This is a genomic window from Roseicyclus persicicus, assembly GCF_012395815.1.
Classification (GTDB): Bacteria; Pseudomonadota; Alphaproteobacteria; order Rhodobacterales; family Rhodobacteraceae; genus Roseicyclus; species Roseicyclus persicicus.
The window spans coordinates 414452-440373 of sequence record NZ_JAAZQQ010000002.1; the positions used below are offsets into that span (position 1 = coordinate 414452).

The 25922-nt window shown below is 72.8% G+C and carries 25 protein-coding genes, 1 tRNA gene and 1 pseudogene; 8 read left to right on the forward strand and 19 right to left on the reverse strand.

Features of this window, described 5'->3' with window-relative positions; translation table 11 throughout:
* The gene (locus HCU73_RS07335; protein ID WP_168622775.1) at positions 1–1206 is read right to left on the reverse strand and encodes a UbiH/UbiF family hydroxylase; all 1206 of its coding nucleotides are present in this window, start codon (positions 1204–1206) and stop codon (positions 1–3) included.
* Between the two features lie 118 nt (positions 1207–1324).
* Positions 1325–1969, reverse strand: a complete 645-nt coding sequence (locus HCU73_RS07340; RefSeq protein WP_168622776.1) for a pyrimidine 5'-nucleotidase — start codon at positions 1967–1969, stop codon at positions 1325–1327.
* A gap of 99 nt (positions 1970–2068) precedes the next feature.
* Between HCU73_RS07340 and HCU73_RS07345 the strand changes: the two genes are divergently transcribed.
* The gene (locus HCU73_RS07345) at positions 2069–2722 is read left to right on the forward strand and encodes a GntR family transcriptional regulator (protein ID WP_168622777.1); all 654 of its coding nucleotides are present in this window, start codon (positions 2069–2071) and stop codon (positions 2720–2722) included.
* Here HCU73_RS07345 and HCU73_RS07350 read toward each other — a convergent pair.
* On the reverse strand, positions 2691–4688 hold the full coding sequence (locus HCU73_RS07350; RefSeq protein ID WP_168622778.1) for a glycosyltransferase: 1998 nt from the start codon (positions 4686–4688) through the stop codon (positions 2691–2693). The genes HCU73_RS07345 and HCU73_RS07350 overlap by 32 nt on opposite strands.
* Positions 4689–4806: 118 nt before the next feature.
* Positions 4807–5955 (reverse strand): glutamine-hydrolyzing carbamoyl-phosphate synthase small subunit, encoded by a 1149-nt coding sequence (gene carA / locus HCU73_RS07355; protein ID WP_168622779.1) that lies wholly within the window; start codon positions 5953–5955, stop codon positions 4807–4809.
* 165 nt (positions 5956–6120) lie between these two features.
* Between carA and HCU73_RS07360 the strand changes: the two genes are divergently transcribed.
* Complete coding sequence (locus HCU73_RS07360) at positions 6121–6579, forward strand: GatB/YqeY domain-containing protein (protein ID WP_168623247.1); 459 nt, start codon at positions 6121–6123, stop codon at positions 6577–6579.
* A 54-nt stretch (positions 6580–6633) separates the two neighbouring features.
* Here the strand turns inward: HCU73_RS07360 and HCU73_RS07365 are convergent, their stop codons facing one another.
* From HCU73_RS07365 to HCU73_RS07385, 5 genes are all read right to left on the reverse strand, one after another.
* Positions 6634–6798, reverse strand: a complete 165-nt coding sequence (locus HCU73_RS07365) for a hypothetical protein (RefSeq protein ID WP_168622780.1) — start codon at positions 6796–6798, stop codon at positions 6634–6636.
* Between the two features lie 80 nt (positions 6799–6878).
* Positions 6879–7988 (reverse strand): AraC family transcriptional regulator, encoded by a 1110-nt coding sequence (locus tag HCU73_RS07370; RefSeq protein WP_168622781.1) that lies wholly within the window; start codon positions 7986–7988, stop codon positions 6879–6881.
* Between the two features lie 119 nt (positions 7989–8107).
* Positions 8108–8632, reverse strand: coding sequence for a DUF2244 domain-containing protein (locus tag HCU73_RS07375; protein ID WP_168622782.1), 525 nt, complete (start codon positions 8630–8632; stop codon positions 8108–8110).
* A 7-nt stretch (positions 8633–8639) separates the two neighbouring features.
* Positions 8640–10304: a cytochrome c oxidase subunit I gene (gene ctaD / locus HCU73_RS07380; RefSeq protein WP_168622783.1), complete on the reverse strand. Its 1665-nt coding sequence runs from the start codon at positions 10302–10304 to the stop codon at positions 8640–8642.
* A 192-nt stretch (positions 10305–10496) separates the two neighbouring features.
* The gene (locus HCU73_RS07385) at positions 10497–10748 is read right to left on the reverse strand and encodes a hypothetical protein (protein WP_168622784.1); all 252 of its coding nucleotides are present in this window, start codon (positions 10746–10748) and stop codon (positions 10497–10499) included.
* 519 nt (positions 10749–11267) lie between these two features.
* Here HCU73_RS07385 and HCU73_RS07390 point away from each other — a divergent pair.
* Entirely contained in the window at positions 11268–11933 is a 666-nt protein-coding gene (locus HCU73_RS07390) for an outer membrane protein (protein WP_168622785.1), read from the forward strand.
* Here the strand turns inward: HCU73_RS07390 and lipB are convergent.
* Both lipB and HCU73_RS18820 read right to left on the reverse strand, forming a co-directional pair.
* Positions 11910–12596 (reverse strand): annotated as a pseudogene (gene lipB / locus HCU73_RS07395) (lipoyl(octanoyl) transferase LipB); the annotation flags it as partial. The gene HCU73_RS07390 and the pseudogene lipB overlap by 24 nt on opposite strands.
* 10 nt (positions 12597–12606) lie before the next feature.
* The gene (locus HCU73_RS18820; RefSeq protein ID WP_168622787.1) at positions 12607–13371 is read right to left on the reverse strand and encodes a LytTR family transcriptional regulator DNA-binding domain-containing protein; all 765 of its coding nucleotides are present in this window, start codon (positions 13369–13371) and stop codon (positions 12607–12609) included.
* 124 nt (positions 13372–13495) lie between these two features.
* Between HCU73_RS18820 and HCU73_RS07405 the strand changes: the two genes are divergently transcribed.
* From HCU73_RS07405 to HCU73_RS07420, 4 genes are all read left to right on the forward strand, one after another.
* Complete coding sequence (locus tag HCU73_RS07405; protein ID WP_168622788.1) at positions 13496–14002, forward strand: DUF2306 domain-containing protein; 507 nt, start codon at positions 13496–13498, stop codon at positions 14000–14002.
* 117 nt (positions 14003–14119) lie between these two features.
* Entirely contained in the window at positions 14120–15427 is a 1308-nt protein-coding gene (locus tag HCU73_RS07410) for a peptidoglycan-binding domain-containing protein (protein WP_168622789.1), read from the forward strand.
* A gap of 138 nt (positions 15428–15565) precedes the next feature.
* Positions 15566–15652, forward strand: a tRNA-Leu gene (locus HCU73_RS07415).
* Between the two features lie 125 nt (positions 15653–15777).
* Positions 15778–16620, forward strand: a complete 843-nt coding sequence (locus HCU73_RS07420) for a fumarylacetoacetate hydrolase family protein (protein WP_168622790.1) — start codon at positions 15778–15780, stop codon at positions 16618–16620.
* A 6-nt stretch (positions 16621–16626) separates the two neighbouring features.
* On the opposite strand, the gene HCU73_RS07425 is transcribed toward HCU73_RS07420, so the two are convergent.
* Complete coding sequence (locus tag HCU73_RS07425) at positions 16627–18300, reverse strand: ABC transporter ATP-binding protein (RefSeq protein WP_275403011.1); 1674 nt, start codon at positions 18298–18300, stop codon at positions 16627–16629.
* A gap of 297 nt (positions 18301–18597) precedes the next feature.
* Between HCU73_RS07425 and HCU73_RS07430 the strand changes: the two genes are divergently transcribed.
* Positions 18598–19248, forward strand: coding sequence for a Hint domain-containing protein (locus HCU73_RS07430; protein ID WP_168622792.1), 651 nt, complete (start codon positions 18598–18600; stop codon positions 19246–19248).
* A gap of 10 nt (positions 19249–19258) precedes the next feature.
* Here HCU73_RS07430 and HCU73_RS07435 read toward each other — a convergent pair whose 3' ends face one another.
* The 7 genes from HCU73_RS07435 to HCU73_RS07465 all read right to left on the reverse strand — a co-directional run bounded on the left by HCU73_RS07435 (position 19259) and on the right by HCU73_RS07465 (position 25890).
* A complete protein-coding gene (locus HCU73_RS07435) occupies positions 19259–20188 on the reverse strand; it encodes an AEC family transporter (RefSeq protein ID WP_168622793.1) in 930 nt (309 codons plus the stop codon).
* 4 nt (positions 20189–20192) lie between these two features.
* Positions 20193–20990 carry an MBL fold metallo-hydrolase gene (locus HCU73_RS07440; RefSeq protein WP_168622794.1) on the reverse strand — a complete coding sequence of 266 codons (798 nt, stop codon included), beginning with the start codon at positions 20988–20990 and terminating at the stop codon, positions 20193–20195.
* 4 nt (positions 20991–20994) lie between these two features.
* On the reverse strand, positions 20995–21804 hold the full coding sequence (locus HCU73_RS07445) for a TatD family hydrolase (protein WP_168622795.1): 810 nt from the start codon (positions 21802–21804) through the stop codon (positions 20995–20997).
* An 18-nt stretch (positions 21805–21822) separates the two neighbouring features.
* A complete protein-coding gene (locus tag HCU73_RS07450; RefSeq protein WP_168622796.1) occupies positions 21823–22956 on the reverse strand; it encodes a DNA polymerase III subunit delta' in 1134 nt (377 codons plus the stop codon).
* Positions 22957–23058: 102 nt separating this feature from the next.
* Positions 23059–23685 carry a dTMP kinase gene (gene tmk, locus HCU73_RS07455; protein WP_168622797.1) on the reverse strand — a complete coding sequence of 209 codons (627 nt, stop codon included), beginning with the start codon at positions 23683–23685 and terminating at the stop codon, positions 23059–23061.
* Entirely contained in the window at positions 23685–24899 is a 1215-nt protein-coding gene (locus tag HCU73_RS07460; protein WP_168622798.1) for a D-alanyl-D-alanine carboxypeptidase family protein, read from the reverse strand. The genes tmk and HCU73_RS07460 overlap by 1 nt, the downstream gene beginning before the upstream one ends.
* 22 nt (positions 24900–24921) lie before the next feature.
* Positions 24922–25890, reverse strand: a complete 969-nt coding sequence (locus HCU73_RS07465) for an SPOR domain-containing protein (protein ID WP_168622799.1) — start codon at positions 25888–25890, stop codon at positions 24922–24924.
* Between the last annotated feature and the right edge of the window lie 32 nt (positions 25891–25922).

The following is a 25922-nucleotide window of genomic DNA, read 5'->3' on the forward strand; positions in this document are numbered from 1 at the left end:
TCAGCCCCGCGCGCCGAGCCCCGCGCGCATCATCACCCGGCGCACGGGCGTGACCGAATAGATCGCGTTCAGCGCGCGCAGGCGCAGGTCGCGCAGCCCCTGCGCCTCGGCCATCGAGGCGCGGTTCAGCGCATCCACCCCGGTGACGCGGGCCAGCACCTCGGCATGCCGTGCCCGGTGGTATCGCTGCAGGAGCGGGCGCGCGCCCGGATCGTCCCGGTGCGCCTCGGCGAGGTCGAGCAGCACGCGCAGGTCGGCGAGGCTCATGTTCAGCCCCTGCGCCCCGATCGGCGGCACGACGTGGGCGGCCTCGGCCACCAGCGCCACGCGCTCGGCCTCCATCCGGTCGGCGATCTGGCTGATGATCGGCCAGAGGGTGCGGCGCGTGACCAGCGTCAGCGGGCCGAAGAGATGCGCCGACCGTTCGGTCATCTCGGCGTTGAACTGGTCCTCGGGCAGGGCGGCCAGCCGCAGCGCCTCGGGGCCGCGCTCCATCCAGACGACGGCGGAACAGGGGCGGCCCTCGTGGTCGGGCAGGGGCACCAGCGTGAAGGGCCCACCCGAGCGGTGGATCTCGGTCGACACGTTCTCGTGCGGGATCGGGTGGGTCACGGCGAAGGCCAGCGCCTTCTGCCCGTAGCGGAGCGTGGTGACGCCGAGGCCCACCGCCTCGCGCACCGGGCTGCCGCGGCCGTCGGCGGCGATCACCAGCTTGGCGCCGATGCGCGCGCCGTCGCTCAGCGTCACCCGCGCCTCGGCCTCGCGGGTCATCACCTGCGCGGTGCCGGTGCCGGCCCGGAAATCGACGTTCGGGAGCGTGGCGAGGTGCGCCACCATCTCGCGCCGCAACAGCCAGTTGGGCAGGTTCCAGCCAAAGGGCAGCTCCGAGATGTCGGCGGCGTTGAAGTCATGGGCCACGCGCGGCTCCGCCACCTCGCCGCCGGCGTCGACGATGCGCATCACCTGCAGCGGCGTGGCGTAGGGGGCGAGGCGGTCCCACAGGCCCGCGCGGGCGAGGAAATCGCGCGAAGGCTGCAGGAAGGCGGTGGTGCGCAGGTCCGAGCCCTCGGCGGCCGCGTCGGTGACGGGCGGGGCGGGGTCGGCGCAGATCACGGAAAAGCCCGCGGCCCCGAAGGCCGCCGCAGCGGTCAGGCCGGCGACGCCGCCGCCCGAGACGAAGATGTCGGTGTGTTCGAGGTCACGCATGGGCGAAAGCTAGGGCGGCGGGGGCGTGGCGGCGACGCGACAGGCTGTCCCAAGCGGCGAGCAGGGTTTTCGTACGAAAACCCTGCGGGTGCGAAAATTCGTACGATTTTTCGGGGGCTCACACCAGCCGCGCGAGGAAGGCCCCGAGGTCGTCGGTGTGGTGCTCGATGAAATCCGCGGGCTCCGGTGCCGGCGCCACATGCACCGTGCGCATCCCCATCGCGTGCGGCACGGCGAGGTTGCGGGGATCGTCCTCGAACATCGCCGCCCGGCGCGGGTCGAGGCCGTCGGCGGCAAACACCGTCTCGAAGGCCGCGCGCTCGGGCTTCGGCACCAGCCCCGCGTGCTCCACCCCATAGACCGCGTCGAACAGGCCCGAAAGGCCGCGGTGCGCGATCACCTGCTCGGCATAGGGGCGCGTGCCGTTGGTGTAGACGATCCGCCGGCCCGGCAGCGCCGCGATGGCGGCGGCCAGCGCCGGATCGGGCGTCAGCACGGTGAAGTCGATGTCGTGCACCTCCACGAGGTAGGGCCCCGGATCGACCCCGTGGTGCCGCATCAGCCCGGCCAGCGTGGTGCCGTGGTCGCGCCAGTAGCGGTGGCGCAGCCGGTCGGCCTCGGCGCGGTCGACGCCCAGCACCCGCATCACCCAGTCGGTCATGCGGATGTTGATCTGGTCGAACAGCGCCATCTCGGGCGGGTAGAGCGTGTTGTCGAGGTCGAAGACCCAGGTCTCGACATGGGAAAAGCGGTCGCGCGGCATGGCGCAAGGCGTAGGCGCCGGCGCGGGGATGCGCAAGTCTGGACAGGGCGCGCGGGCGGCCCTAGCGTCGTGCGGCATACCGAAGGATACCGCCCGCCCATGGCCCAGAAGACCCATGTCGAACCCAACAAGGACGCCTATGCCCTGATCCTCGACGCGATCGACCAGGGCATCTACCGCCCCGGCGACCGGCTGGTGGAATCGGAGCTGGCCGACCGCTTCGGGGTCAGCCGCACGCCGATCCGCGAGGCGCTGCAGCGGCTGGAGACCCAGAGCCTGCTGACCCGGGACGGGCGGTCGCTGATCGTGGCCTCGCTCGACCACGCGCAGATGGCCGAACTTTATGCCGTGCGGCAGGAGCTGGAGGGGCTGGCGGCGAAGCTGGCCGCCCAGCATGCCGCCGCCGAGGAGGTGCAGGTGCTGCGCGACATGGTCGAGGCCGACCGCGCGCTGCTGGGCGACCCGCAGGCGCTGGCCCGCGCGAACCGGCGGTTCCACCACCAGATCCACCTGGCCAGCCACAACCGGTTTCTCGTGCAGCAGCTCGACCTCGTCTACCGGTCGATGGCGCTGATGGCGCGCACCTCGCTGGCGGCGCAGGGCCGGGGCGAGAAGGCGTTGGCCGAACATGCCGACATCGTCGAGGCGATCGCCGCCCGCGACGGCGACCGCGCCGCCCGCGCGCTGCGCGACCACCTGTCGACGGCCTTCGTCGTCCGCCTCAAGGAGGTGGCGCAGACGGGCAAGGCGTGACCGGCCCGACCCCGCCAAAGCCGCCATGGGTGGTCTTGGCCCACCAGAACGGCCTGAGCAGCATCTCGGCGGCGGCGCGGAAGGCGGAGAGGGTGGCGAGCAGGAAATACACCTCGGACAGCAGGATCCAGGGCCGGAGCGCGCGCAGGTGCGGCGCCCGCGTGGCGTGCAGCGACAGGGCCAGCGACAGCACCACGCTGGCCACGAAGACCACGGCCAGCGCCCCGTAGCCCAGCGGGCCCACCACGGCGTCGAGCGGGTGGGCGAGGCCGAAGGGCTTGATCATCAGCGACCACAGCAGCGGCGCGACGAGGAAACCGGCGACCGCGAAGAGCATCTGCACCTGCAACGCGATGAAGCGCAGCATCCCGAGGTCGCGCCGGAGCGCCCCGGGCGCGCGCATCGCCACGGCCCAGGTCATCAGGTAGCCCTTCTGCCAGCGCGACCGCTGCCGGATCCAGGGCAGGACGGCGGCGTTGGCCTCCTCGAAGGTGGTGGTCTCGACGATCTCGGTCCGGTAGCCGCGGCGGGCCAGCCGCAGGCCCAGCTCGGCGTCCTCGGTGACGTTGTGGGCATCCCAGCCGCCCAGCTCGGCCAGCGCCGCGCGGCGCAGGAACAGGGTCGTCCCGCCCAGCGGCACCACCAGCCCCAGCCGCTGCACGCCGGGCAGGAGGACCCGGAACCACGCCGCGTACTCGATGGCGAAAAGCCGGGCGAGCGGGTTGTGGCGCGCGTTGTAGTAGTCGAGCCGGCCCTGCAGGCAGGCGGTGTCCGGCCCGACCTCGGCAAAGCGCTGCACGACGCGGGCGATCTGGTCGGGCTCGGGCCGGTCCTCGGCGTCGTAGATGCCGACGATCTCGCCACGGGCGAAGTTCACGGCGAAGTTCAGCGCCCGCGGCTTGGTCCGCGGGGTGCCGGGCGGCACGGCGATGACCCGGATCCAGGCGGGCAGGGCGGTGGCGGCCAGCGCGGCGCGGGTCATCGTGTCGTCGGCCTCGACGGCGAGCAGCACGTCGAGGCGTTCGCGCGGGTAGTCGAGCCGCGCGAGCCGGGCGATCAGCGTCGTCGCGATCTCGCGCTCGTGGTAGAGCGGCACAAGGATCGTGACCACGGGCAGGCGCAGGGGTGTCGGCGCGGGCGGCGACAGGTCTTGCGCCCCGCGGCGGTGTTCGGCGCGCAGGGTGACGGCGAAGGCCGCGATCTTGAGCGCCATGTTCCCCAGGAACACCAGCAGGGCAAAGCCGAACACCGCGGCGATTGCGACGCGGGGAAGGACCAGCGCGAGCAGCAGGACGGCGAGGGCGGCCGCCGCGAGGGCGGTTGCGGCCCGGCGCGGGCGCCAGCCGCGGCAGCTGTCGCGCTGCGGCGCCTGCCCCTCGGCCAGCCGCGCGAGCCCGTCGCCGTACAGCGCGATCTGCGCGGCGGTGACCTGCGCCCGCGATGCGAGCGTCAGGATCGCGCGCGCACCGGGTGGCAGGGCCAGCGCCGCGGCGATGTCATCCGCGCGGTCGGGGCGGCAGGTGGCGACGATGACGGCGCCGCCGGCGCGGGCGACCGGCACCGCCTCGAGCGACAGGGCGTCGGCGGCGGGCAGGTGGGCCGCGAGCCGCGGATCGGGCGCGCCGCGCCCCGGCCCGTCCCAGAGCCCCAGCCCGTGCACCTCGGCCAGCGCCGGCAGAAGCTCGGCCTCGGTCAGCGCGCCGCGGGCGAGGAGGATGTCGCCGATCGGGCGGTCGAGGCTGCGGGCGGCCTGCCGCGCCTCGGCGAGATCGGCCAGGCCGATGGCGCCGCGGGCCAGGAGCAGGGCCTCCAGCGCCTCGGCCGGGACGCGGCGGCGGGTCCGCGCCCGCAGGCCCGCGGCGGCCGCCGCCATCTGCCGGGCGTCGGGCGCCGCGCCGTCCGCCCCGGAGACAAGGCGCGGCGGTGCGGCGTCCCCGGCGCGCCCGCTGTCGAGTGATGCGTCCATCTGTCCCCCGCGGCGGCGTGTGGCCGTCAGACCCGGACACACTGGGCCACGGGGGGTTAATGCGGGGTTAACGGACGCGACCTCGCGCGCCTGCGGGATGCCGCGGCACGCGCGCCGCTCAGCCCGCGGCGCGGGCGCGCACCGCGTCGGCGAAGCGCTCGAACAGGTAGAAGCTGTCCTGCGGCCCCGGGCTTGCCTCGGGGTGGTACTGCACCGAGAACACCGGGCGGTCGGCCATGCGGATGCCGCAGTTGGACCCGTCGAACAGCGAAACATGGGTCTCGATCACGCCGGCCGGCAGGGTCTGGCTGTCCACGGTGAAGCCGTGGTTCATCGAGGTGATCTCGACCTTGCCGGTCTCGAGGTCCTTCACCGGATGGTTCGCGCCGTGGTGGCCGTGGTTCATCTTGATGGTCCGGGCGCCGAGCGCCAGCGCCAGCATCTGGTGGCCGAGGCAGATGCCGAAGACGGGCAGATCGGCGGCCAGCACGCCCTGGATCATCGGCACGGCATAGGCGCCGGTCGCCGCCGGGTCGCCGGGGCCGTTCGACAGGAACACCCCGTCGGGGTTCAGCGCCAGCACCTCCTCGGCGGTGGTGGTGGCGGGCATGACGGTCACGTCGCAGCCCACGCTGGCCAGGCAGCGCAGGATGTTGCGCTTGGCGCCGTAGTCCAGTGCCACGACGCGGGGCGCGCGCCCCTCGCGGCGGGTGTAGCCCTCGGGCCAGGCCCAGCGCTTCTCGTCCCAGCGGTAGGACTGCGCGCAGGTCACGTCCTTGGCAAGGTCGAGCCCGACGAGGCCCGGGAACCCGCGCGCGGCCTTGACCAGCGCCTCGATGTCGAAATTCCCGTCCGGGTCATGGGCCAGCGCCACGTGGGGCGCGCCCTGCTGCCGGATCGCCCGGGTCAGGCGGCGGGTGTCGATCCCGCCGATGCCGACGCGGCCGGTCTTGTTCAGCCATGTCACCAGGTCGCCCGTGGCGCGCCAGTTCGACGGCTCGGTCGGATCCCACTTCACCACCATGCCCTCGGCCACCGGGTCGGCCGTCTCGTCATCCTCGGGGGTGACGCCGGTGTTGCCGATATGGGGGAAGGTGAAGGTCACGATCTGCCCCGCGTAGGACGGGTCGGTCATGATCTCCTGGTAGCCGGTCATCGCCGTGTTGAAGCACAGCTCGGCCACGCGCATCCCCGTCGCGCCGAACCCCTTTCCGTAGAAAAGCGTTCCATCGGCAAGGGCGAGGCAGGCGGTGGGCTTGGCGGGCATGGGGGCAGCTCCCGTGTTGCGGGTCGGCAAATTGGCGGTGGCATACGGGGGTGCGCGCCCCCGGTCAAGCCACGGGCGACGCCGGCGGACAACGGGCGGTTGTTGCCGCCCGCACTCTGCCCTATCTAGGCGCCTCGGGACATCGCAGAGGGGGCCACCATGCCCATGGATCTCAGGGAACGGATCGGCGCGGGCCTCAAGGAGGCGATGCGCGAGAAGGACACGACGCGGCTGGGGACGCTGCGCCTGATCAATGCCGCGATCAAGGACCAGGACATCGCGCTGCGCGGCGAGGGCCGGGGCGACCAGGTCGACGAGGCCAGCGTGCTCGCCATCCTCGGCAAGATGGTCAAGCAGCGCCAGGAAAGCGCGCGCGCCTACGAGGAGGGCGGCCGGCTGGAGCTGGCCGAGAAGGAGCGCGCGGAAATCGCGGTGATCGAGGGCTACCTGCCCCGGCAGCTGAGCGCGACCGAGGTCTCGGCGGCGATCGACGCGGCCATCGCCGACACCGGGGCCGAGGGCCTGCGCGACATGGGCCGCGTGATGGCGGCGCTCAAGGCGAAATACACCGGCCAGATGGATTTCGGGGCCGTCGGGCCCGCGGTGAAGGACCGGCTGGCCTGACGGGCCACGCCGGGCGGCGCGTGGGGGAAGACCGCGCCGCCCGGGCCGCGCGCCTCAGCGGCCGGCCTCGCGGGTCACCGGTTCGGGCGGCGGGCACAGCGTGAACAGGCCGCAGAAGGTGCCCGCGGCGGGCCAGTCGCCGGGCGGGGTGGGGATGTCCTGCGCGGGGGCGGCGGTGGCGCCGAGGGCGAGGGTAGCAGCAAGGATCAGGCGACGCATGGGGGTGGCTCCTTCGGGGTTCTGGGTCGATGCCCGGAACATGGAGCGCCCCGGCGCGGCCCGCGCGCCGGCTTTGGAAATCAGTGCAGGCTTGCAGGGATCGGCGCGGGATTGCGGCGATCGGCGGGCGCGCGCTCCAGCGCCGCGCGGCGGTATTCGGTCGGGCTCTGGCCGGTCTCGGCCCGGAAGGCGCGGTTGAACGGCCCGAGCGAGGCGAAGCCGGTCTCGTAGGCGATCTCGAGCACGGTGCGCCCCATCTGCGCGGGGTCCGACAGCGCCGCCTGCGCCGCGGCGATGCGGGCGCGGTTGATGAAGCTGGAAAAGTTGCGGTGGCCGAGCCCCTGGTTGATGGCGCGCCTCAGCCGGTGCTCGGGCACCTTCAGCCGGGCGGCCAGCGCGCCGATGGTCAGACCCTCCTCGCGCCAGATGCCGGCCTCCATCGCCGCCTCGATCCGGGCGATCAGCGCGGCCTCGAAGGGGTCGGCGCCCGCGCCGGGCTCCGCGCCCGGCTCCGCCGCCGTGGCGCGGGGCGCAGTGCCGGTGTCGGCCTCCGCGGGTTTCGGCCCGGGCCAGCGGTTGGCCACCGGGCGCAGGATCCAGCCCGCGAAGGCCAGCGCCAGGGCCAGCGTCCCCGTTGACGTCAGAAGCGCGAACCACCCCGCCGCGTGCGTCGCCACGCCGAGCGCCTGCAGCCCCGTGATGCCCAGCCCGTAACCCGCGATGGCCATGGCGAATCCGGGCCGCGCCCGGCAGCGGTCCTCGACGAGGTCGCCCCGCGCGCTGTCGAGCGCGAGACCCAGCAGCCCCGCATACAGAAGCGCCCCCGCCGCGCCGCAGACCGTCGGGCTGACCAGCCCCGCAAGGCTGCCCACCAGCAGGGCCGACACCACCGCCGAGGCCGCGACCCAGGGCGCGCGCGGCGTCGGCGGGTCGAGGAAGATCGTCAGCAGGAGCCACGTCACCGCCAGCGGCACCAGCCCCGCCACCGCCCCGACCGCCAGCATCAGCGCGGCCGGGCCGCCCGCCAGCAGCGGCGCCGAGGCGGCGAGGAACGCCGACTTGGTGACCGCGACGGCCAGCACCGACCACCGCGCGTCGCGCCCGATCGGCGCCCGCCCCATCAGCACCGCCAGCAGCAGGAGCAGGGCCGCCGCGCCGCCGCGCAGGGCAAGGTCGATCTCGGGAAGCATGGTCCGGGTCTCCGGGGCTGGGGTTGGGTGCTGGGCGCAACATAGGGGCGCCCGCGCCGTTTCGCCCGCCGATTCCCGAGGATCGGCGCGCCGATTCCGAAAACCCGGCGCGCCCGGTGTCAGCCGCGCAGCGCGCGCTCCAGCGTATCCTTGAGGCCCAGCCGCTCGGGCGGGGTCAGGAAGGCGCCCAGCTCCACTTCGCGGTCGCCGCCCTGCAGGGTCAGGTAGTTCGGCACCGGCCCGCCGCGCTCGTGCAGCGCGACGCGCACCCAGTAGGGGTTGGCCTCCCAGTCGCGGGGCGGGCGCCGCGCCTCGTGGCGTTCGAGGCGGATCAGGTCGTCCCAGACCAGCACCTCCTCCCAGATGTCGTGGTCGCGCCAGCTGCGCTTGAGCGCGGCCCAGACCCCCCAGACCGCCGCGGCCAGGAAGGGCAGCAACGCCCAGAACACCTCGGTGCCGAGGATCGAGAACAGCGGCACCGAGATCAGCGCCGCCGTCAGCCCGATGAACCAGACGAATCCCTCGGGCGTCAGCGATTTGTGGGGCGTCAGCAGGACGCGCAGCCGCGGCGTCCCGTGCCCCTCACGGAAAAGGGCCCCGGTGGTGTCCGGGGCCCCGTTCAGAGTTTCGATCGTTACCGGCATGGGGCCATCAGTGATGCGGCTGGCGGTCCCACATCTCGCGCGTCGGCAGCTCCTCGAAGGTGTGCTCCGGCGGCGGGTTCGGCAGCGTCCATTCCAGCGTGTCGGCGTGCTCGCCCCAGTAGGCGGGCTCGGTCACCTTGCGGCCGTAGAACAGCGCGTAGAACACCATCCCGATGAACAGCAGGAACGAGGCGAAGGAGATGAACGCGCCGATCGACGAGACGTAGTTCCAGAGCGCGAAGGCGTCCGGGTAGTCGATGTAGCGGCGCGGCATCCCCTGGCGGCCCAGGAAGTGCTGCGGGAAGAAGGTCAGGTTGGCGCCGAGGAAGAACATCCAGAAGTGGATCTTGCCGATGATCTCGGGGTACTGCCGGCCCGACATCTTGCCGAACCAGTAGTAGACCGCGGCGAAGATCCCGAACACGGCGCCCAGCGACATCACGTAGTGGAAGTGCGCGACCACGTAGTAGGTGTCGTGGTAGGCGCGGTCCACGCCCGCCTGGCTCAGGATGATCCCGGTCACGCCACCCAGCGTGAACAGGAAGATGAAGCCGATGGCGAACAGCATGGGCGTCTTGAACTCGATCGAGCCCTGCCACATCGTGGCGATCCAGCTGAAGATCTTGATGCCGGTCGGCACCGCGATCACCATCGTGGCCACCATGAAGTAGGCCTGCTGGGTCAGGGTCATGCCCACGGTGTACATGTGGTGCGCCCACACGACGAAGCCGAGGCCGCCGATCGCCACCAGCGCGTAGACCATCGGCAGGTAGCCGAAGATCGGCTTCTTCGAGAAGGTCGAGATCACGTGGCTGATCACGCCGAAGGCCGGCAGGATCACGATGTAGACCTCGGGGTGCCCGAAGAACCAGAAGATGTGCTGGAACAGGACCGGGTCGCCGCCGCCGGCCACGTCGAAGAACGTGGTGCCGAAGTTGCGGTCGGTCAGCAGCATGGTGATCGCACCCGCCAGCACCGGCAGCGACAGCAGCAGGAGCCACGCGGTCACGAACACCGACCAGGCGAACAGCGGCACCTTGTGCAGCGTCATGCCCGGGGCGCGCATGTTGAGGAAGGTGGTGATGAAGTTGATCGAGCCGAGGATCGAGCTGGCGCCCGACACGTGCACGGCGAAGATCGCGAAGTCCACCGCGCGGCTGGTCGGCGCGTCCTGCCACGACAGCGGCGGGTAGAAGGTCCAGCCCGGGCCGGCGCCGCCGTCGATGAACACGGCGCAGAAGGCGAGCGCGGTGCCGGCGACATACAGCCAGTAGGACAGGTTGTTCAGCCGCGGGAACGCCATGTCCGGCGCGCCGATCATCAGCGGCATAAAGTAGTTGCCGAAGCCGCCGAACAGCGCGGGGATGACGACGAAGAACATCATCAGCACGCCGTGACCCGTGATCATCACGTTCCACAGGTGGCCGTCGGGGGTGCACTCGCCCTCGGCCGCGGCCGACAGGACGCGCGCGCCCTCGGCGCACATGTACTGCACGCCCGGTTCCATCAGCTCCATCCGCATGTAGACGGTGAAGATGACCGAGATCAGGCCCACGAACCCTGCCGTGAACAGGTAGAGGATCCCGATGTCCTTGTGATTGGTGGACATGAACCACCGGGTGAAGAAGCCCGGGCGCTCGTGTTCATGCCCCTGAAGGGCGGCATCTGCCATGTGTTACTCCTGTCAGTCGCTCGTCAGCGGCGGCGCAGGGCCGAAGCCGCGCACCCGCGTATCCTATGGACCCGTTCTAGAGCCGTCCTTCCGGTCACGCAATGTTGCAGGCGTCAATCAGCCGCCCCTGGGGGTGAGGAAAATTGTCTCAGATCAAGGTGCGTCGCGCCGCACTGTGCAGGGCCGCCCGGATCAGTCGACGACGCGCGGCGCGGGGGGCGTGTCGGGCCAGATCTCCTGGTCCAGCCCGGGGTGCTGGACGATGACGACGGCCACGCCCACGACCAGCACGGCCAGCAGCCCGGCGATGGCCGACCAGAGGACCATGGCCTGAAACCCGGCGCCCTCGGGGGGGCCCGGAAGGAAGTCTTCGTCGGTGTCCGACTGCGGGCGCATCGCGGGGAATCCATGCTTGGGCACCGCGCCGGGCGGTGCGTTCTGCATCCCGGTCTGCGCCGGGAACCCGGCAGGAATGGGGCAATCGCCGCAGTGCAGCGCGAACACATCGTTTCCCGGGCACGGACAGCGCCCCGGACGGCTCGGTCCGGGACGAGGCTTCCGCAGCGCCCTCGCGGTGCGAGGGTGGGATCTTCCGTCGCGATCACCCTTCCCGGGCGGCGCGGGGGGGATGGGGCACACCCCCGCGCTCTGGCGCGAATCGGTCCTGGGATCGGGCAGTCAGCAGGTCATTGAGGTCGAGTCCGGTATCTCGATGGGCAGGGCAGGGGGCGGTTTTCCCCCCGTCCGGCAATTCTGGCGCGGCATCGCGGCAGCAAGACGTCCCCGATGGCCCGGTCCGCAAACACACTGTTTCCGGTCCGGCATCACCGCCGCGCGGCCACGCCGCCGCGCCGGTCCGGGCTTGATCCATGTCAAACAATTGCGATTCCTTTCAATTTACAGAACACATGATGGCGGGCTGCAATTGATCCCGCTGAGGCTGGACAGGACGGAGGACCGGGAATGATGACGAAAACGGGGCGTGGAGCCTGCCTGGCGGTGGCAATGGCGCTGGCCCAGCCGGTCGCGGCGCAGGACTGGGCCGGCCCCTATCTCGGCCTGAGCGTCGGGCAGGCAACCGGATCGGCGACCCTGACCTCGGACGGGGCGACCTCGCCCTTTGGCACCGCGGATCTTTCGGGCAGCGTCGTGGCGATCACGGCGGGCCATGCCTGGCAGCTGGGCGACTGGGTCCTCGGGGCCGAGCTGTCTGCGGGCACGGCCGGGGCCAGCGGCCGTTTCACCCACCCCTCGGGCTCGGCGATGCGCTACGAGGACCAGGCGATGGCCACCGCCGGTCTGCGCGTCGGCTACGCCTTCGACCGCGTGCTCCTGTCGGCGACGGCCGGCTGGGCCGCCATCCGAACCGATTTCAGCTTCGACACCGCGCCGCCGGTGCGCAGCCTGACCTTCGAGGACGACCTGCGCGGCCACTATGTCGGGCTGTCGGTCGACCTCGCCCTCGATGCGGGCTGGGCGGTTCGGGCCGAGGCGCGCCGTTACGCGGGGCTGTCGGCCCGCAACCCCGCGGCGACCTTTCCCGGCGGCCCGCCCGTCATCACCCTGTCGGCGGCGACGCGCGACTACGACCGGAGCGAGGTCCGCCTATCCGTGCTGCGCCGGTTCTGAGGCGCGGGGCAGCAGCGCCTCGAAGGTGGCGAACTGGCGCCGGAGCGCGAGGTCGAGGTCGTCCATCGTGACCGGCAGCCCGAGGTCGACCAGGCTCGTGACCCCGTGGCCGGTGATGCCGCAGGGCACGATGCCGCCGAAATGCGACAGGTCGGGGTCGTGGTTCACCGAGATGCCGTGGAAGCTGACCCATTTCCTCAGCCGCACGCCGATGGCCGCGATCTTGTCCTCGCGCGGGGTGCCGTCGGGCAGGGGGGCCTTGTCGGGCCGGGCGACCCAGACGCCGACGCGCCCCGGCCGCACCTCGCCGCGGACGTTGAACTCGGCCAGCGCGGCGATCACCCACGCCTCCAGCGCGGCGACGAAGGCGCGCACGTCGCGGCCGCGGGCGTTGAGGTCGAGCATCACGTAGACCACCCGCTGTCCGGGTCCGTGGTAGGTATACTGCCCGCCCCGCCGGGTCTGGAACACCGGGAAGCGGCCGGCGTCCTTCAGGTCCTCGGGCCGCGCCGAGGTGCCGGCGGTGTAGAGCGGCGGGTGTTCCAGCAGCCAGACCGCCTCGCCGGCCTCGCCGCGGGCGATGGCGTCCGCGCGCGCCTCCATCTCGGCCACGGCCTGCAGGTAGTCGACGGGGCTGTCCGAGGTGATCCACTCGACCATGGGGGGCCTTTCGTCAGCGCGGCAGCAGGCCCGCCGCCTTCAGCGCGGGGATATGCGCGCGCGACGCCGGAATGTCACCCCCCACCGTCATCGTCAGGACGGCGCGGTCGCCCTCGCGGCGCACGGCGGCGACGGCGTCGGTGGCCACCCAGTGCGAGCGGTGGACCCGCAGGCCCGGCACCGGCGCGGCCTCGCGGATCGCGTCGCCGAGGCGCATCAGCAGCATCGCCTCGCCACGGGTGGTCCGCACCCGGACGTAGTGGTCCTCGACCGACAGCGCGACCAGCGCCCCCCGCCTGTCGACCGGCAGCCGGTCCAGCAGCGGCGGCGGCCCCGCCACGGCGGCCGGCTCGGCCCCGGGGCCGGCAAGCTGCAGCAGGAGGCTGGCGATCGCGGCGACCGCGAAGATCGCGCCAAGCGCCCCCGCCGCGCCGTGCGTGCCGGGCGCCCGGCCGAGCAGAGCAAGGTTCAGCGCGACCACCACCCCCGTGACCGCCAGCGCCGTGGCCAGCGTGATCGCCCCGATGCGCGCGGCGTGGCCCAGCCCCGACAGGCGCGGGCGCAACAGCACGTCCACCGCCGTGCCGGCCGCGTAGGTCGTCAGCACCACCGCGCCCCAGTAGCCCACCCGCGCCGCGGCGCCGAGGCTGTCGAGCGTGCCGAAGGGCCCCGCCAGCACCAGGAGCGCCGTCGCCCCCGCCAGCGCCGTCAGGGTGGCGGGCTGGCCCAGATGCGCCCGTATTTCACGAAGCGCGGACTGCGGGGCGGGGCGGTTCACGACGTCTGTCCGTTCCTTGCGCAGGCGCGCTGGCAGCGCGGCCCGGGGGTCTGTCAGGAGCCTGCCAAAGCTGCGCCGCCCCGGCAAGCCGGGCGCGCGCCCCGAGACCGGAGAGACCCCGCCGATGACCCTTGCCCCGCTCGCCGACATGCCCCTTGCCCTGCACCTGCACCTCTGGCCCGCGCTGCTGGCGCTGGGACTCGGGCCGGTCGCCCTCTACCGCCGCCGCTGCGACGCGTGGCACAAGGCGGCGGGCTACGCCTGGGTCGCGGTCATGGCGCTGGTCGCCGGCAGCGCCTTCTGGCTGCAGGCCGGGGTTCTGCCGGTCGCCTTCGGCTTCGGGCCGATCCACCTGCTGTCGCTCGTGGTGCTGCACGGCCTGTGGCGCGGGGTCGCCGCGGCGCGGGCGGGCGACGTGGTGGCGCACCGCGGCTGGATGCGCGGGCTCTACTGGCAGGCGCTGATCCTGGCCGGCATCCTGACCCTGCTGCCCGGCCGGACGCTGAATGCCGTGCTGTTTCCCGGGCACCCCTGGGCCGGGGTCCTGGCCATCGCCGCGGTCGCCGCCGGGCTGGCCCTGCGGGGGTGGCGCGGGCGGCGCGGCGGGCCGGGGCGCAGAGCGGCGGGGTAAGGTTTTCCCGATCCGCCGGGATTTCCGGCTGAGAGAGGGGCCGTCCTGTGGTAGTCTGTGACAAGATCGTGATCGGCCGCGCGTGTTGCGGCCAAGCACCACCTGGAGGGAAATGACATGTTTGCACGGTTCCTGACCTCGGCCAGCCTCGTGGCCGCCCTGGCCCTGACCCCCGCCGAGCGCGCCGAGGCCGACGCCGCCGAATTCCTCGGCGGTGCCCTGATCGGGGGCGTCATCGGCCACGCGCTGGCGACCCAGGGCAACCGCAACAACGGCGCCGGCACCACCACCCGCGTGGTGCGCCCCGGCATCCCCGCCACCCAGCAGGGCCGCGAGACGCAGCTGGCGCTGAACTACTTCGGCTTCAACGCCGGAGCGGTGGACGGCCAGATCGGCAACGGCACCCGCGCCGCGATCGAGCGTTACCAGCGTGCGATGGGCTATCCGGTGGATGGGCGCGAGTTCTCGTCCTACCAGTTCGACTACCTGATGGACGCCTACTACTGGGCGCAGAACGGCGGCTCGGCGCAGACCGGGCTGGCGGGCCAGCCGCTCCTGTTCGCCTACCGCGACAGCCGCGAGGGCCGGATGCTGCCCGCCGCCGCGCCGCAGCCGGTCGCCCCGCAGCCGCCCGCGACGACGGTCATCGTGAACCCGCAGCCGGGCCTGCCCGCGCCCACGGTCTCGGCCTCGGCGACGCCGGCGGTGCCGAATCTCTTTGCCAACGCCGCGCCCACCGTGTCGCTGGCCAACACCTGCAACGGGGTCATGCTGCAGACCTCGACCAATGGCGGCTACGTGACGCTCGCCACCATGACCGACCCCGACTTCGCCCTGTCCGAGCAGTTCTGCGTCGCCCGCACCTACGCCATGGCCCGCGGCGAGGAGCTGATGCGCGGCATCGTCGGCCTGACGCCGCAGCAGATCAGCGCCCAGTGCACCCAGTTCGCCGACATGCTGTCGGCGCAGGTCGAGCTCGCCTCGGTCTCGGGGCAGGGCGAGGTGGTGCCGCAGGTCGCGGGCATCGCCACTTCGGCGGGCGTGCCGCTGGCCGACCTCGCCGCCACGGCCCGGGTCTGCCTGTCGGTCGGCTACGCGCAGGACAACATGCGCATGGCCGTCGCCTCGACCCTGATGCTTGTCACGCTGGGCGAGCCGGCCTACGGCGAGCTGATGGGCCACCACCTGCGCGAGGGCTTCGGCACCGCCGAGCGCCCCGACCTGGCGATGGCCTGGTACAACGCCGCGCTGACCTCGCTGGAGCAGGGCGCGCAGCCCGCCTTCATGCCCGGCCAGCCCGAGCGCACCATGCTGCTGCGGCAGGCCACGATGCGGATGCAGTCCCAGCCGGTCGCGGTGCCGGTGCCGGCGGCGCAGCCCGTCCCGGCGCAGCCGGCGCTGCCGACCTTCCGCGTCAACCAGTAACGCCGGCCCCCCGGCCGGCGCCCACGGGCCCCCCGCGCGGGGGCCCGTTTCCGTTCCGGGGGCGCCCGAAAAAATCCGCCCGCCCCCTCTTCACAAGCCCCAACGCCTCGGCTAAACGACCGCGACTACCTGACACGTGCGGTCGTGGCGGAATTGGTAGACGCGCAGCGTTGAGGTCGCTGTGGGGTAACTCCCGTGGAAGTTCGAGTCTTCTCGACCGCACCATTCTCTCTCTCCAGTGCCGGACAGGGGCCCTTGCGCCCAGGCGGGCCCGTGCCCGCGCTGACCCCGTGACAGCGCCGCGCCGCTGTGCATAGTCCGCCCCCGGGACAATCAGGGGAGACCATCACATGCGTTTCATGCGGATCGGAGAGGCCGGGGCCGAGCGACCGGCGATGCTGGCACAGGACGGGACCTGGCGGGACATCTCGCGGCTGGTGCCCGATCTCGGGCCCGAGACCCTCGCCACGGCGGCCGAGGTGCTGGCCGGGGCGGACCTGTCGCTGCTGCCGGCGCTCTCGCCCGACAGCCAGCGCGTCGGCCCCCCGATCGCGCGTCCGCGCAACATCTGGTGCATCGGGCTGAACTATTCCGACCACGCCGCCGAGGCGGGGATGGCCGTGCCGGCCGAGCCGATCCTGTTCACCAAGCCCGGCAGCACGCTGTCCGGGCCGACCGACCCGATCCTGCGCCCGGCCCATGCGCGCAAACTCGACTGGGAGGTCGAGCTGGGCGTGGTCATCGGCAAGCCCGCGCTGGGCATCGCCGAGGCCGACGCGATGGATCACGTCTTCGGTTACGTCGCGGCCAACGACGTGTCGGAACGCGAATGGCAGATCGAGCGCGGCGGCCAGTGGTCCAAGGGCAAGGGCTACCCGTCCTTCTGCCCCGTCGGCCCGCTGCTGGTCACCCGCGACGAGGTGCCCGACCCGCAGGCGCTGGCGATGGAGCTGACCGTGAACGGCGCGGTGATGCAGAAGGGCACGACCGCGACCATGGTGTTCGGCGTCGCCCATATCGTCGCCTACCTCAGCCGCTTCGTGCTGCTGGAACCCGGCGACCTGATCGTCACCGGCACGCCGCCCGGCGTCGGCATGGGCTTCAAGCCGCCGCGCTACCTCAAGGGCGGCGACGTGGTCGAGCTGACGGTCGAGGGTCTGGGGCGGCAGCGCACCGTGGTGCAGGACGTCTGACGCAGGTCAGAGCGGGGGCAGCACGCCGGCCGACTGCAGCGCCTCGAGCCGCGCATAGGCGCCGTTCGCGGCCATCAGCTCGGCGTGGCTGCCCTGCTCGATGACCCGGCCCTTGTCGAGCACGAGGATCCGGTCGGCGTCGCGGATCGTCGACAGCCGGTGCGCGATGACAAGGGTCGTGCGCCCGGCGCTCAGCCGCTTCAGCGCCTCCTGCACCAGCTGCTCGGACCGCGCGTCCAGCGCCGAGGTCGGCTCGTCCAAGAGCAGGATCGGCGCGGCCTTGAGCATCGCGCGGGCGATGGCCACCCGCTGGCGCTGCCCGCCCGACAGCGCCGAGCCGCGCGGGCCGACCGGCGTGTCGAGGCCCAGCGGCAAGGCGTCGGCGAACTCCAGCACCGAGGCGGCCTCGGCCGCGGCGCGGACCTCCTCGGGCGTGGCGTCGAGCCGCCCCAGCCGGATGTTCCCGGCTATGGTCGTGTCGAACAGCGCCGTCTCCTGCCCCACCACCGCGATCGCGTCGCGCAGGCCGTCGAGGTCGAGCGCCCCGATCTCGGTGCCGGCCAGCGTGATCCGCCCCCCGGCCGGATCGACCAGCCGCGTGAGCAGGCCGAAGACCGTGGTCTTGCCCGCGCCGGACGGGCCGACGATGGCCGTGGTCCGCTCCGCCTCGGCGGTGAAGCTGAGGCCGCGCAGCACCGGCGTGCCCTCGTAGCCGAACTCCACGTCCTCGAAGCGGATCTCGCCCGGCACCACGGGGCGGGGATTGGCCGGCGGCAGGATCGTCGGCCGCGCCTCCAGCACCTCGTAGAGCCGTTCCAGCGACGCCAGCCCCGCCTGCAGCTGCCCCGCGATGTTCGACAGCCGCCGGAGCGGGTCGAAGATCAGCGCGAGTGCGGTGAAGAAGGACATGAACTGCCCCACCGTCTTTTCGCCCGCGATGATCTGCGCGCCGCCGTAGTAGAGCACTGCCACGAAGCCCGCGGCCGCGATGATGTCGATCATCGCGGGGTTGGCCGCCATCCCGCGCTGGGCGCGGATCGCCTGTTTCAGGAAGTGGCCGACCTCGGCGCCGAAGCGGTCGGTCTCGTGGCGCTCCAGCCGGTTCAGCTTGATCGACTGGATGCCGTGGAACATCTCGTCGAGCTGCCCCGACAGCCGCGCCGCCGCCTCGCGGCTGGCCGTCGTCGTGGTGCGGATGTAGCGCTGCAGCGCGACCACCGGCAGCACCAGCAGCGGCAGGCCGATCAGCGCCAGCAGCGTCCAGCGCCAGTCGTTGACGAACATCACCGTCAGCAGCGACACGAAGGTGATCGTGTCGCGCCCGAGCGACATCACCACGTTCGACGCCAGCCCCTGCAGCGCCAGCGTGTCGCCGCGCACCCGCTCGATCAGCGCGCCGGGCGGGGTGTCGCGGAAATAGCCGAGGTCGAGCGACAGCAGGTGGCCGACCAGCCGCGACTGCAGCCCGGTCGTCACTTTCAGGCCCACCGCCACCACGATCAGCCGCTGCCCGAAGCCCGCCACCGCGCGCAGGACGAAGACCCCGGAAATCGCCAGCGCGACCCAGCCGACGCCCGACATGCTGCCGGCCGAGAACAGGTCGTCGAACAGCGGCTGGATCAGGTAGGCGAAGGCCCCCAGCGCCGCGCCCTCGACGCTCATCAGCAGCGCGGCGAACAAGAGCCGCGGCCAGTAGGCCGAGACATGCTCGCGCCAGAGCCGGCCGATCAGGCGACCGGCGGGCGCGACGGGGCGCGCGGGCGGCGTGGTGAGGGGGGACGGGTCTTGCAGGGCGGTCCGCTCCGGCGGCTGGGGGCTGGTCCATGCGGGTGGGTTCCCGCTTACGCGATGGCGGCGGTGCAGACAAGCGAGGCCCGCCGCGCTGCCCCAATCCCGCCGCAATCGGTCCGCATTCCTGCCCCGGACATTGACGTAGCGTTACCGTCAGCCTGAAGCTGCCATGAGGGATAGCCTGCCATGTCTGCCCCGATCTTCCGCGTCGGTTTCGAGGGAAGCAGCCCCGCCGACCTTGCCCCCGACGTCGATGGCGTCACCGTCCTGCCGGTCCGCGGCCTCGGCATCGGTTTCGTCGCCGGCGTTCGCATCGCCACGCCGATGGGCTATGTCGCGGTCGAGCGGCTCGCGGCCGGCGACGCGGTGCTGACGGCCGACGGTCGCCACGCGCGGCTGGCCTGGGTCGGCAGCAGTTGCGTCGCGGGGCGCGGCGCCCATGCGCCGGTCCGGTTCGAGACCGGGACGCTGGACAACATCCGGCCGCTGCGGCTGGGCCAGGGGCACCGGCTGCGGGTGACGGGGCTGCGCGCCGACCTCCTGTTCGACGCCAGCGCCGTGTTCGGGCTGGCGCGGAGCTTCGTCAACGGCGAGGACGTGGTGGTCGAGCCGCCCGCCGAGACGGTGACCTACGTGCACCTGATGTGCGCCCGCCGCGAGGTCGTGCTGGCCGAGAACGTGCCCTGCGAGACGCTGCCGCCAGGCCCCGACGGGCTGGAGCGGATCGAGGCGATGATGCGGCTGGCCGGAGCCGGGGCCGGGGCGCGGCCCGCGGCCTTCGCCATCGGCGACGGCGAGCGCGGCGCCCTGTCGTCCGCGCCCGACCGCGACGCCTGAGCCCGCGCCCTCAGCCCAGGACCCAGATCCAGGCCGAGGCGGTCAGGATCGTCAGCGCCGTGCCGATCAGGATCGACGACGCCACCACGCGCCGCGCCACGCCGTACATGTCCGCGAAGATGTAGGTGTTGACCCCCGGCGCCATCGCCGCCGTCAGCACCGCGCCGCGCAGCTGCTCCTGCGTGAGCCCGCCCACGGTGCTGCCGAGCCCCCAGGCGATGGCCGGGTGCAGCACGAGCGAGACGCCGCAGATCAGCGCGATCACGCCCGCGTCGCCCTCGGGCTTGTAGCGGCAGAGCACGCCGCCCAGCCCGAACAGCGCCGCCGGCAGCGCGGCGCGGATCATCAGCTCCAGCGCCTCGTCGACGACGGCCGGGATCGGCAGCCCCGACAGGTTCACCGCGAAGCCCAGCCCGATTCCGATCATCAGCGCGTTGCTGAAGATCGCGCGGGTCACGGTGACGGCCAGCTTCGCCCCGCCGGCCTCGGCGCGGACGATCTCCATCGCCACGATCCCGAGCAGGTAGCAGAACGGCGCGTGCACCGCGACGATGGCGTAGTTCGGCCCCAGGCTTTCGATGCCGTAGGCGCGTTCCCCGATGGCGAGGCCCAGCAGCACCGAATTGGCGAAGAGCGCGCAGAACCCGATCGCCACGCTGTCGGTCCAGGGCCGCCCGAACATCAGCCGCGCCCCGAACATCGCGGCGAAGAAGCTGACGGTGGAGCCCGCGTAGTAGCTGGCCAGCAGCGCGAGGTCGAAATCGGCGCCGAGGTCCAGCGTGGCGATGGCCGAGAACAGCAGGCAGGGAATGGCGAATTTCTGGGTGAAGCTCATCAGCCCGTCGACCGCGGCGTGCGAGAACATCCCGCGCCAGACGGCCAGGTAGCCCGCGCCCACGACGAGGAAGACGGGCAGCACGATGGCAAGGATGTCGCCCACCCGTTCAGACCTCGTAGGTCAGGGTCATGCCGTCATGGGCGGGCAGGACGTGGTCGGGGGTCTCGGCGGCCACGGTGGCGTAGTCGAGGTCGATGTGCATGTTGGTCAGCACCGCGCGGCGCGGGCGGGCGCGCTCGATCCAGCCCAGCGACTTTTCCAGGTGCGCGTGCGACGGGTGCGGTGTGCGGCGCAGCGCGTCGAGGATCCAGCAGTCGAGGTTGTCGAGCACCGGCCACACCCCGTCGGGGATGTCGGACACGTCGGGCAGATAGGCCAGATCGCCGATGCGGAACCCCAGCGCGTCGATGTTGCCGTGTTCCACCTCGAAGGGCGTCAAGGTGATCGGCCCGCCGGGGCCGTCGATGGTCACGTCGCCCTCGATCGCGTTGAGGTCGAGGATCGGCGGGTAGGCCGAGCCCGGCGGCTGCACGAAGGCATAGCCGAAGCGATTGAGCAGGTCATTCTGCGTCGGCCCGTCGGCCCAGACCGGCAGGCGCTGGCGCATGTTGAACACGATCATGCGCAGGTCGTCGAGGCCGTGGACATGGTCGGCATGGGCATGGGTGAAGACCACCCCGTCGAGCCGCCCGATCCCGGCGTCCAGCAGCTGCGCGCGCAGGTCGGGCGAGGCGTCGATCAGGACCGCGGTTTCCGCGTCCCCGTCGCGCCGGCGGATCAGGAGCGAGCAGCGCCGCCGCGTGTTCTTCGGCTCGGCCGGGTCGCAGTCGCCCCAGTGCCCGCCGAGGCGCGGCACGCCGCCCGACGACCCGCAGCCGAGGATGGTGAAGATCAGCTGGGCCATCGTCTCACGCGGCCTTGGCCCAGGCGGCGGCCTTCCAGAACAGCCGGTCGAAATTGGCCGAGGTCTGGCGCGCGAAGGCCTCGTAGGACAGGCCGTAGACCTCGGCGCCGACGCGCGCGGTGTGCGCGGTGTAGGCGGGCTCGTTCCGCTTGCCCCGGTGGGGCGGCGGGGCGAGGTAGGGGCTGTCGGTCTCCAGCAGGATCCGGTCGACCGGCGCGGCGGCGAAGATGTCGCGCAGCTCCTGCGATTTCGGGAAGGCGGCGATGCCGGACATCGACAGGTAGAAGCCGAGGTCGAGCGCCGCCTCGGCCAGCCCGCGCCCCGAGCTGAAGCAGTGCATGACGCAAGCGTAGGCCCCGGCGCGGTGTTCCTCGGCGAGGATGCGGGCCATGTCCTCGTCGGCGTCGCGGGCGTGGATGATGAGGGGCAGGCCGGTGCGCCGTGCGGCCTCGATGTGCAGGCGCAGGCTGTCTTGCTGGATCGCCTTGCTGTCCGCCGTGTAGTGATAGTCGAGGCCGGTCTCGCCGATACCCACGAATTTCGGGTGCCGCGCCAGCGCCTCCAGCGCCTCGACACTCGCCAGCGGCTCCTCGGCCGCGCTCATCGGGTGGGTGCCGGCGGCCCAGAACACGGGCGCGTGGGCCTCGGCGATGCCGCGCACGCTGTCGGCGTTGCGCAGCCGGGTGCAGATTGTGACCATGCGGGTGACGCCCGCCGCGCGGGCGCGCGCGACCACCTCGGGCAGCTCGTCCTTCAGCGCGTCGAAGTCGAGATGGCAATGGCTGTCGACGATCTCGGGCGTGGTCTCGGGCATGGCTAGGCTTTCGCGGGGTCAGGCCGCGGCAAGCTCTGCGGCGGTCCGGTCGAGGTCGAGGAACATATCGAACGTGAGCGCGGCAGGGTCAAGGTTGACCGCCTTGCCCCGCCGGGCCCGCGCCGTCAGGGTCGCGGCCAGCTGCGCCCAGGCCCGCGCGGCGCGCGGATCGGGGGCAAGGCGGGCGAGCGTCCGGCCCTCGCCGGGCAGGATGTCGGGCGGCGCCGCCCCGGTCGCGCCGGTGCGGGCGAGGCGGGCAAGCGCGGTGTCGAGCAGCGACAGGGTCAGGTCGAAGCGCGCCTCGCCGGTCTTGCCCACCGTCGCCTCGGCCAGCTTCAGCGCCAGCGGCCGGTCGAGCCGCGGCAGCCCCTGCAACAGCGTGAGGAGCTCGGCGTAAAGCCCGAGCCCGTCGTGGGAAATCAGCCGCACCGCCTCGCCGACCGAGCCGCCGGCAAGTTCCGCCAGCCCCGCGGCGTTGTCGGGCGCGGCCAGCCCCGCCTGCGCCAGCGCGGCCTGCAGGTCGTCGGCCCCGAGCGGCTGGAACCGCAGGGTGCGGCAGCGCGAGCGGATCGTGGGCAGGAGGCCCGAGGGCCGGTGCGAGATCAGGAACAGGACGGCGTCCTTCGGCGGTTCCTCCAGCTCCTTCAGAAGCGCGTTGGCGGCCGAGGGGTTCATCTCGTCGGCGTTGTCGACGATCACGACCCGCCGCCCGTTGCCGCCGGCCGACAGGGCGAAGAAGCCCTTCAGCCGGCGCACCTCGTCGACGCGGATGACGTCGGACAGGGCCTTGCCGTCGGGGCGCGGGCCGCGGCGGATCAGGCAGAGGCCCGGCTCGGACAGGGCGCGCAGGCGCGCCGCGACCGGGTGGGCTGGGTCGATGTCGAGGCTGGCGGGCGGGGGCGGGGCGCCGAAGAGGCCGTCGCCCTCGTCGCGGGGCGTGGCCAGCAGGAAGCGGGCGGCGCGCCACGCGAAGCTGGCCTTGCCGGTGCCCGCGGGGCCGGTGAGGAGCCAGCCGTGGGGCAGGCGGCCGGAGGTGTAGGCCGACAGGAACGCGGCCTCGGCGTCGGCCTGCCCGAACAGCCGGGCGGTCTCGCGCGGGTGGGGCGCGCCGTCGAGGCGGTCTGGCTCGGGCAGGAGGGCGTCGTCGCTCATGGGCACGGGTGTAGCACCGCGGCGGGGGGCGGAAAACTCGAGTTTTCCGCGTGGGAAAACTGCAGTTTTCCCATCCGAAAAACTGCAGTTTTTCGGCGCCGGTCAGAGCCGCGCGGCCACCGCGTCCCGGATCGCTGCGGCGATGGCGTCGGCGTCCCGCGAGGCGTCGATCAGCACGCAGCGCCCCGGCGCCTCGGCCGCCAGCGCGCGGAACCCCGCCCGCAGCCGGTGCTGGAACTCCAGCCCGAACTCCTCGAACCGGTCCTCGCCCGAGCCGCGCGCGAGGCCGCGCGTCAGCGCCACCTCGGGGTCCATGTCCAGCACCAGCGTCAGGTCCGGCTCGATCCCGATGACCCGGGCGTGGATGTCGTCGACCAGCGCCCGCAGGTCGCCCCGCGTGGCACCCTGGTAGACCCGGGTGGAATCGGCAAAGCGGTCGGTCACCACGTCGCGGCCCGTGGCGAGCGCGGGGTGGATCGTGCGCTCCAGGTGGTCGCGGCGGGCGGCGGTGAACAGGAGGATCTCGGTCTCGGGCGACCAGCGGTCGGGGTCGCCCTCGACCAGCAGGCGGCGGATCTCCTCGGCCCCCGGCGCGCCGCCCGGCTCGCGCGTCAGGACCGGGTCGCGGCCCTGCGCGCGCAGCCAGTCGGCCAGCCGCCGCGCCTGCGTGGACTTGCCCGAGCCGTCGATCCCCTCGAGGCTGAGGAACAGCGCCTGCGTCGCGGCCATCACCCGCCCACGGCGGTGGGGGGCGGGCCGAGCAGCTCGTGCAGCACCGCGCGCGCCGCGGTCCCCAGCCGGATGCCGATGCCGCCCTGCGGCACCGCCTCGGTCGCGACCATCGGGATGCGGTGCTCGACCGCCGTGTCGCCCTCGCCGACGCGCACGACCAGTTCGCCCAGCGTGGCCCCGGCCTCGATCGGCGCCGGCACCGGGCCGGTGTAGGTGATCTCGGCCTGCAGCCCCGTCTCGCCCGTGGCGGGCAGGAGCAGCGTCAGGTCCCCGGCGGCGGCGAGGCCCACGTCGGCGGCGGTGCCCATGAAAACCGGCGCGCGGGCCAGCTCGGTGCCGCCCGTCACCACCTGCCGTTCGACGAACTGGCGGAAGGCCCAGCTGAGGATGCGCTCGCTTTCCCGCGCGCGGGCCTCGGCGCTGGACAGGCCGGTGATGACGAAGGTCACCCGGCGGTTGCCCTGCACCGCGGACCCGACGAGGCCATAGCCCGCCTCCTGCGTGTGGCCGGTCTTGAGCCCGTCGGCGCCGATGCCCATGGCAAGCAGCGGGTTGCGGTTGAACCGGTTCGCGGGCGACCGGTTCTCGTAGTCGAACTCGGTCTCGGCGAAGTAGCGGTAGTATTGCGGGTGCTCGGTGATGATCTCCTCGGCCAGGATGGCGAGGTCGCGCATGCTCATCACGTGGCCGGGCGCGGGCCAGCCCGAGGCGTTCATCAGCGTGGTCGACGACATCCCCAGCTCGCGCGCGCGGTCGGTGGCGATGCGGGCAAAGCCGGCCTCGGTGCCGTCGGGGCTGAGCGCCTCGGCCAGCGCCACCGAGGCGTCGTTGCCCGACACGATGATGATGCCGCGGATCAGGTCCTCGACGGTGGGGCGGTCGGTGGTGTTCAAGAACATGGTCGAGCCGCCGAAGCTCATCGCGTGGGCGCTGACCGGGACGCGGGTGTCGAGCGTCAGCCGCCCGTCGCGCAGCGCCTCGAAGGCCATCAGCAGCGTCATCAGCTTGGACATCGACGCCGGCGGCAGCGGCACGTCGGCGTTGCGCGAGAACAGCACCTGGCCGGTGCCGTGGTCGATGACATAGGCGGCGGTGGCCTCGGTCTCGTAGCCCTGGGCGTGGGCGCCCGGCGCGGCGGAGATCAGGCAAACGGCGACCGCCGCCACGAGGGCGGCGGCGCGTCGGATCAGGTGGGATAGGGCAGCAGGCATTCTTTCCCCGTCGGTCTTGGCGTCACCTCGTGACGAAATAGGCGTCCTCGAAGCCCAGGCCGCGGACGGTGGCGAGGATCGCGTCGCGGTCCGCGCTGGTCTGGGCCGGGCCCACGACCACGCGCCAGAAGCGGCGGCCGTTCGAGCTCTGGTCGTAGATTGTCGGCACCAGCCCGGCGTTGCGCAAGGCCTGCCCGGTGTTGTTGGCGTTTTCCTGCACAGAGAAGATGCCGATCTGGATGAACGGCCGGTCCAGCGCCGAGGCGGCGGCGGCCGGGGCGGCGGCGACGGGCGTGGGCGCCGGCGTGGCGGAGGGCGCGGCAGGTGCGGCCGACGCGGTGGCCGCGGCGGGCAGCGGGCGGGCGGGGGCCGCCGCGGTCGCCGCGGCGATCTCGCTCTGGGTGATGGCGGCCTCGGCCGCGGCGATCGGGTCGCCCAGCGGCGTCGCGGTGATCGCGGGCGTCGCCACCTCGGTGCCTTCGGCGGCGGCCGGCAGGGCCTCGGCCCCCTCGGCGGGCTCGATCACCGGGTCGGACACCTCCTCGCGGCGGAGCGCGGTGACCTGCAGCAAGGTCGGGTCGCCCGCCAGGATGTTCAGCGCCGCCGCGGCGTCCGAGGACACCATCAGCTCGGGGCCGGGATGGTCGCGTTCGCGGCGGAACAGGGCGCCGATCACGAAGCGGCCGTTTTCCTCGTTGCGGATCAGCACGCGCTCGGGGTCGTCGGCGGTCGGGTGCGCCACCCAGACCCCGCCGAGCGAGGGCCGCCCGTCCCAAAGCCCCTCCTCGGTGACCTGGAACACCTCGGGCGCCTCGACGTCGCGCTCCACCAGCCGGGTCGCGCCGATCGGCGCCGGCCCGTCGCCGGTGGCGTTTCGGGTGCCCGCATCACCGAAGGGCCGGAAGTCCTCGCCGCAGGCCGCGAGGGCCAGCAGCGCGCAGAGCGCAAGCCCAAGCCGGGCACGCGACGGAATCGGGTGGAAACGTGTCATTTGCTGCTCTGTCCGCACTCAAGGGGCACCCA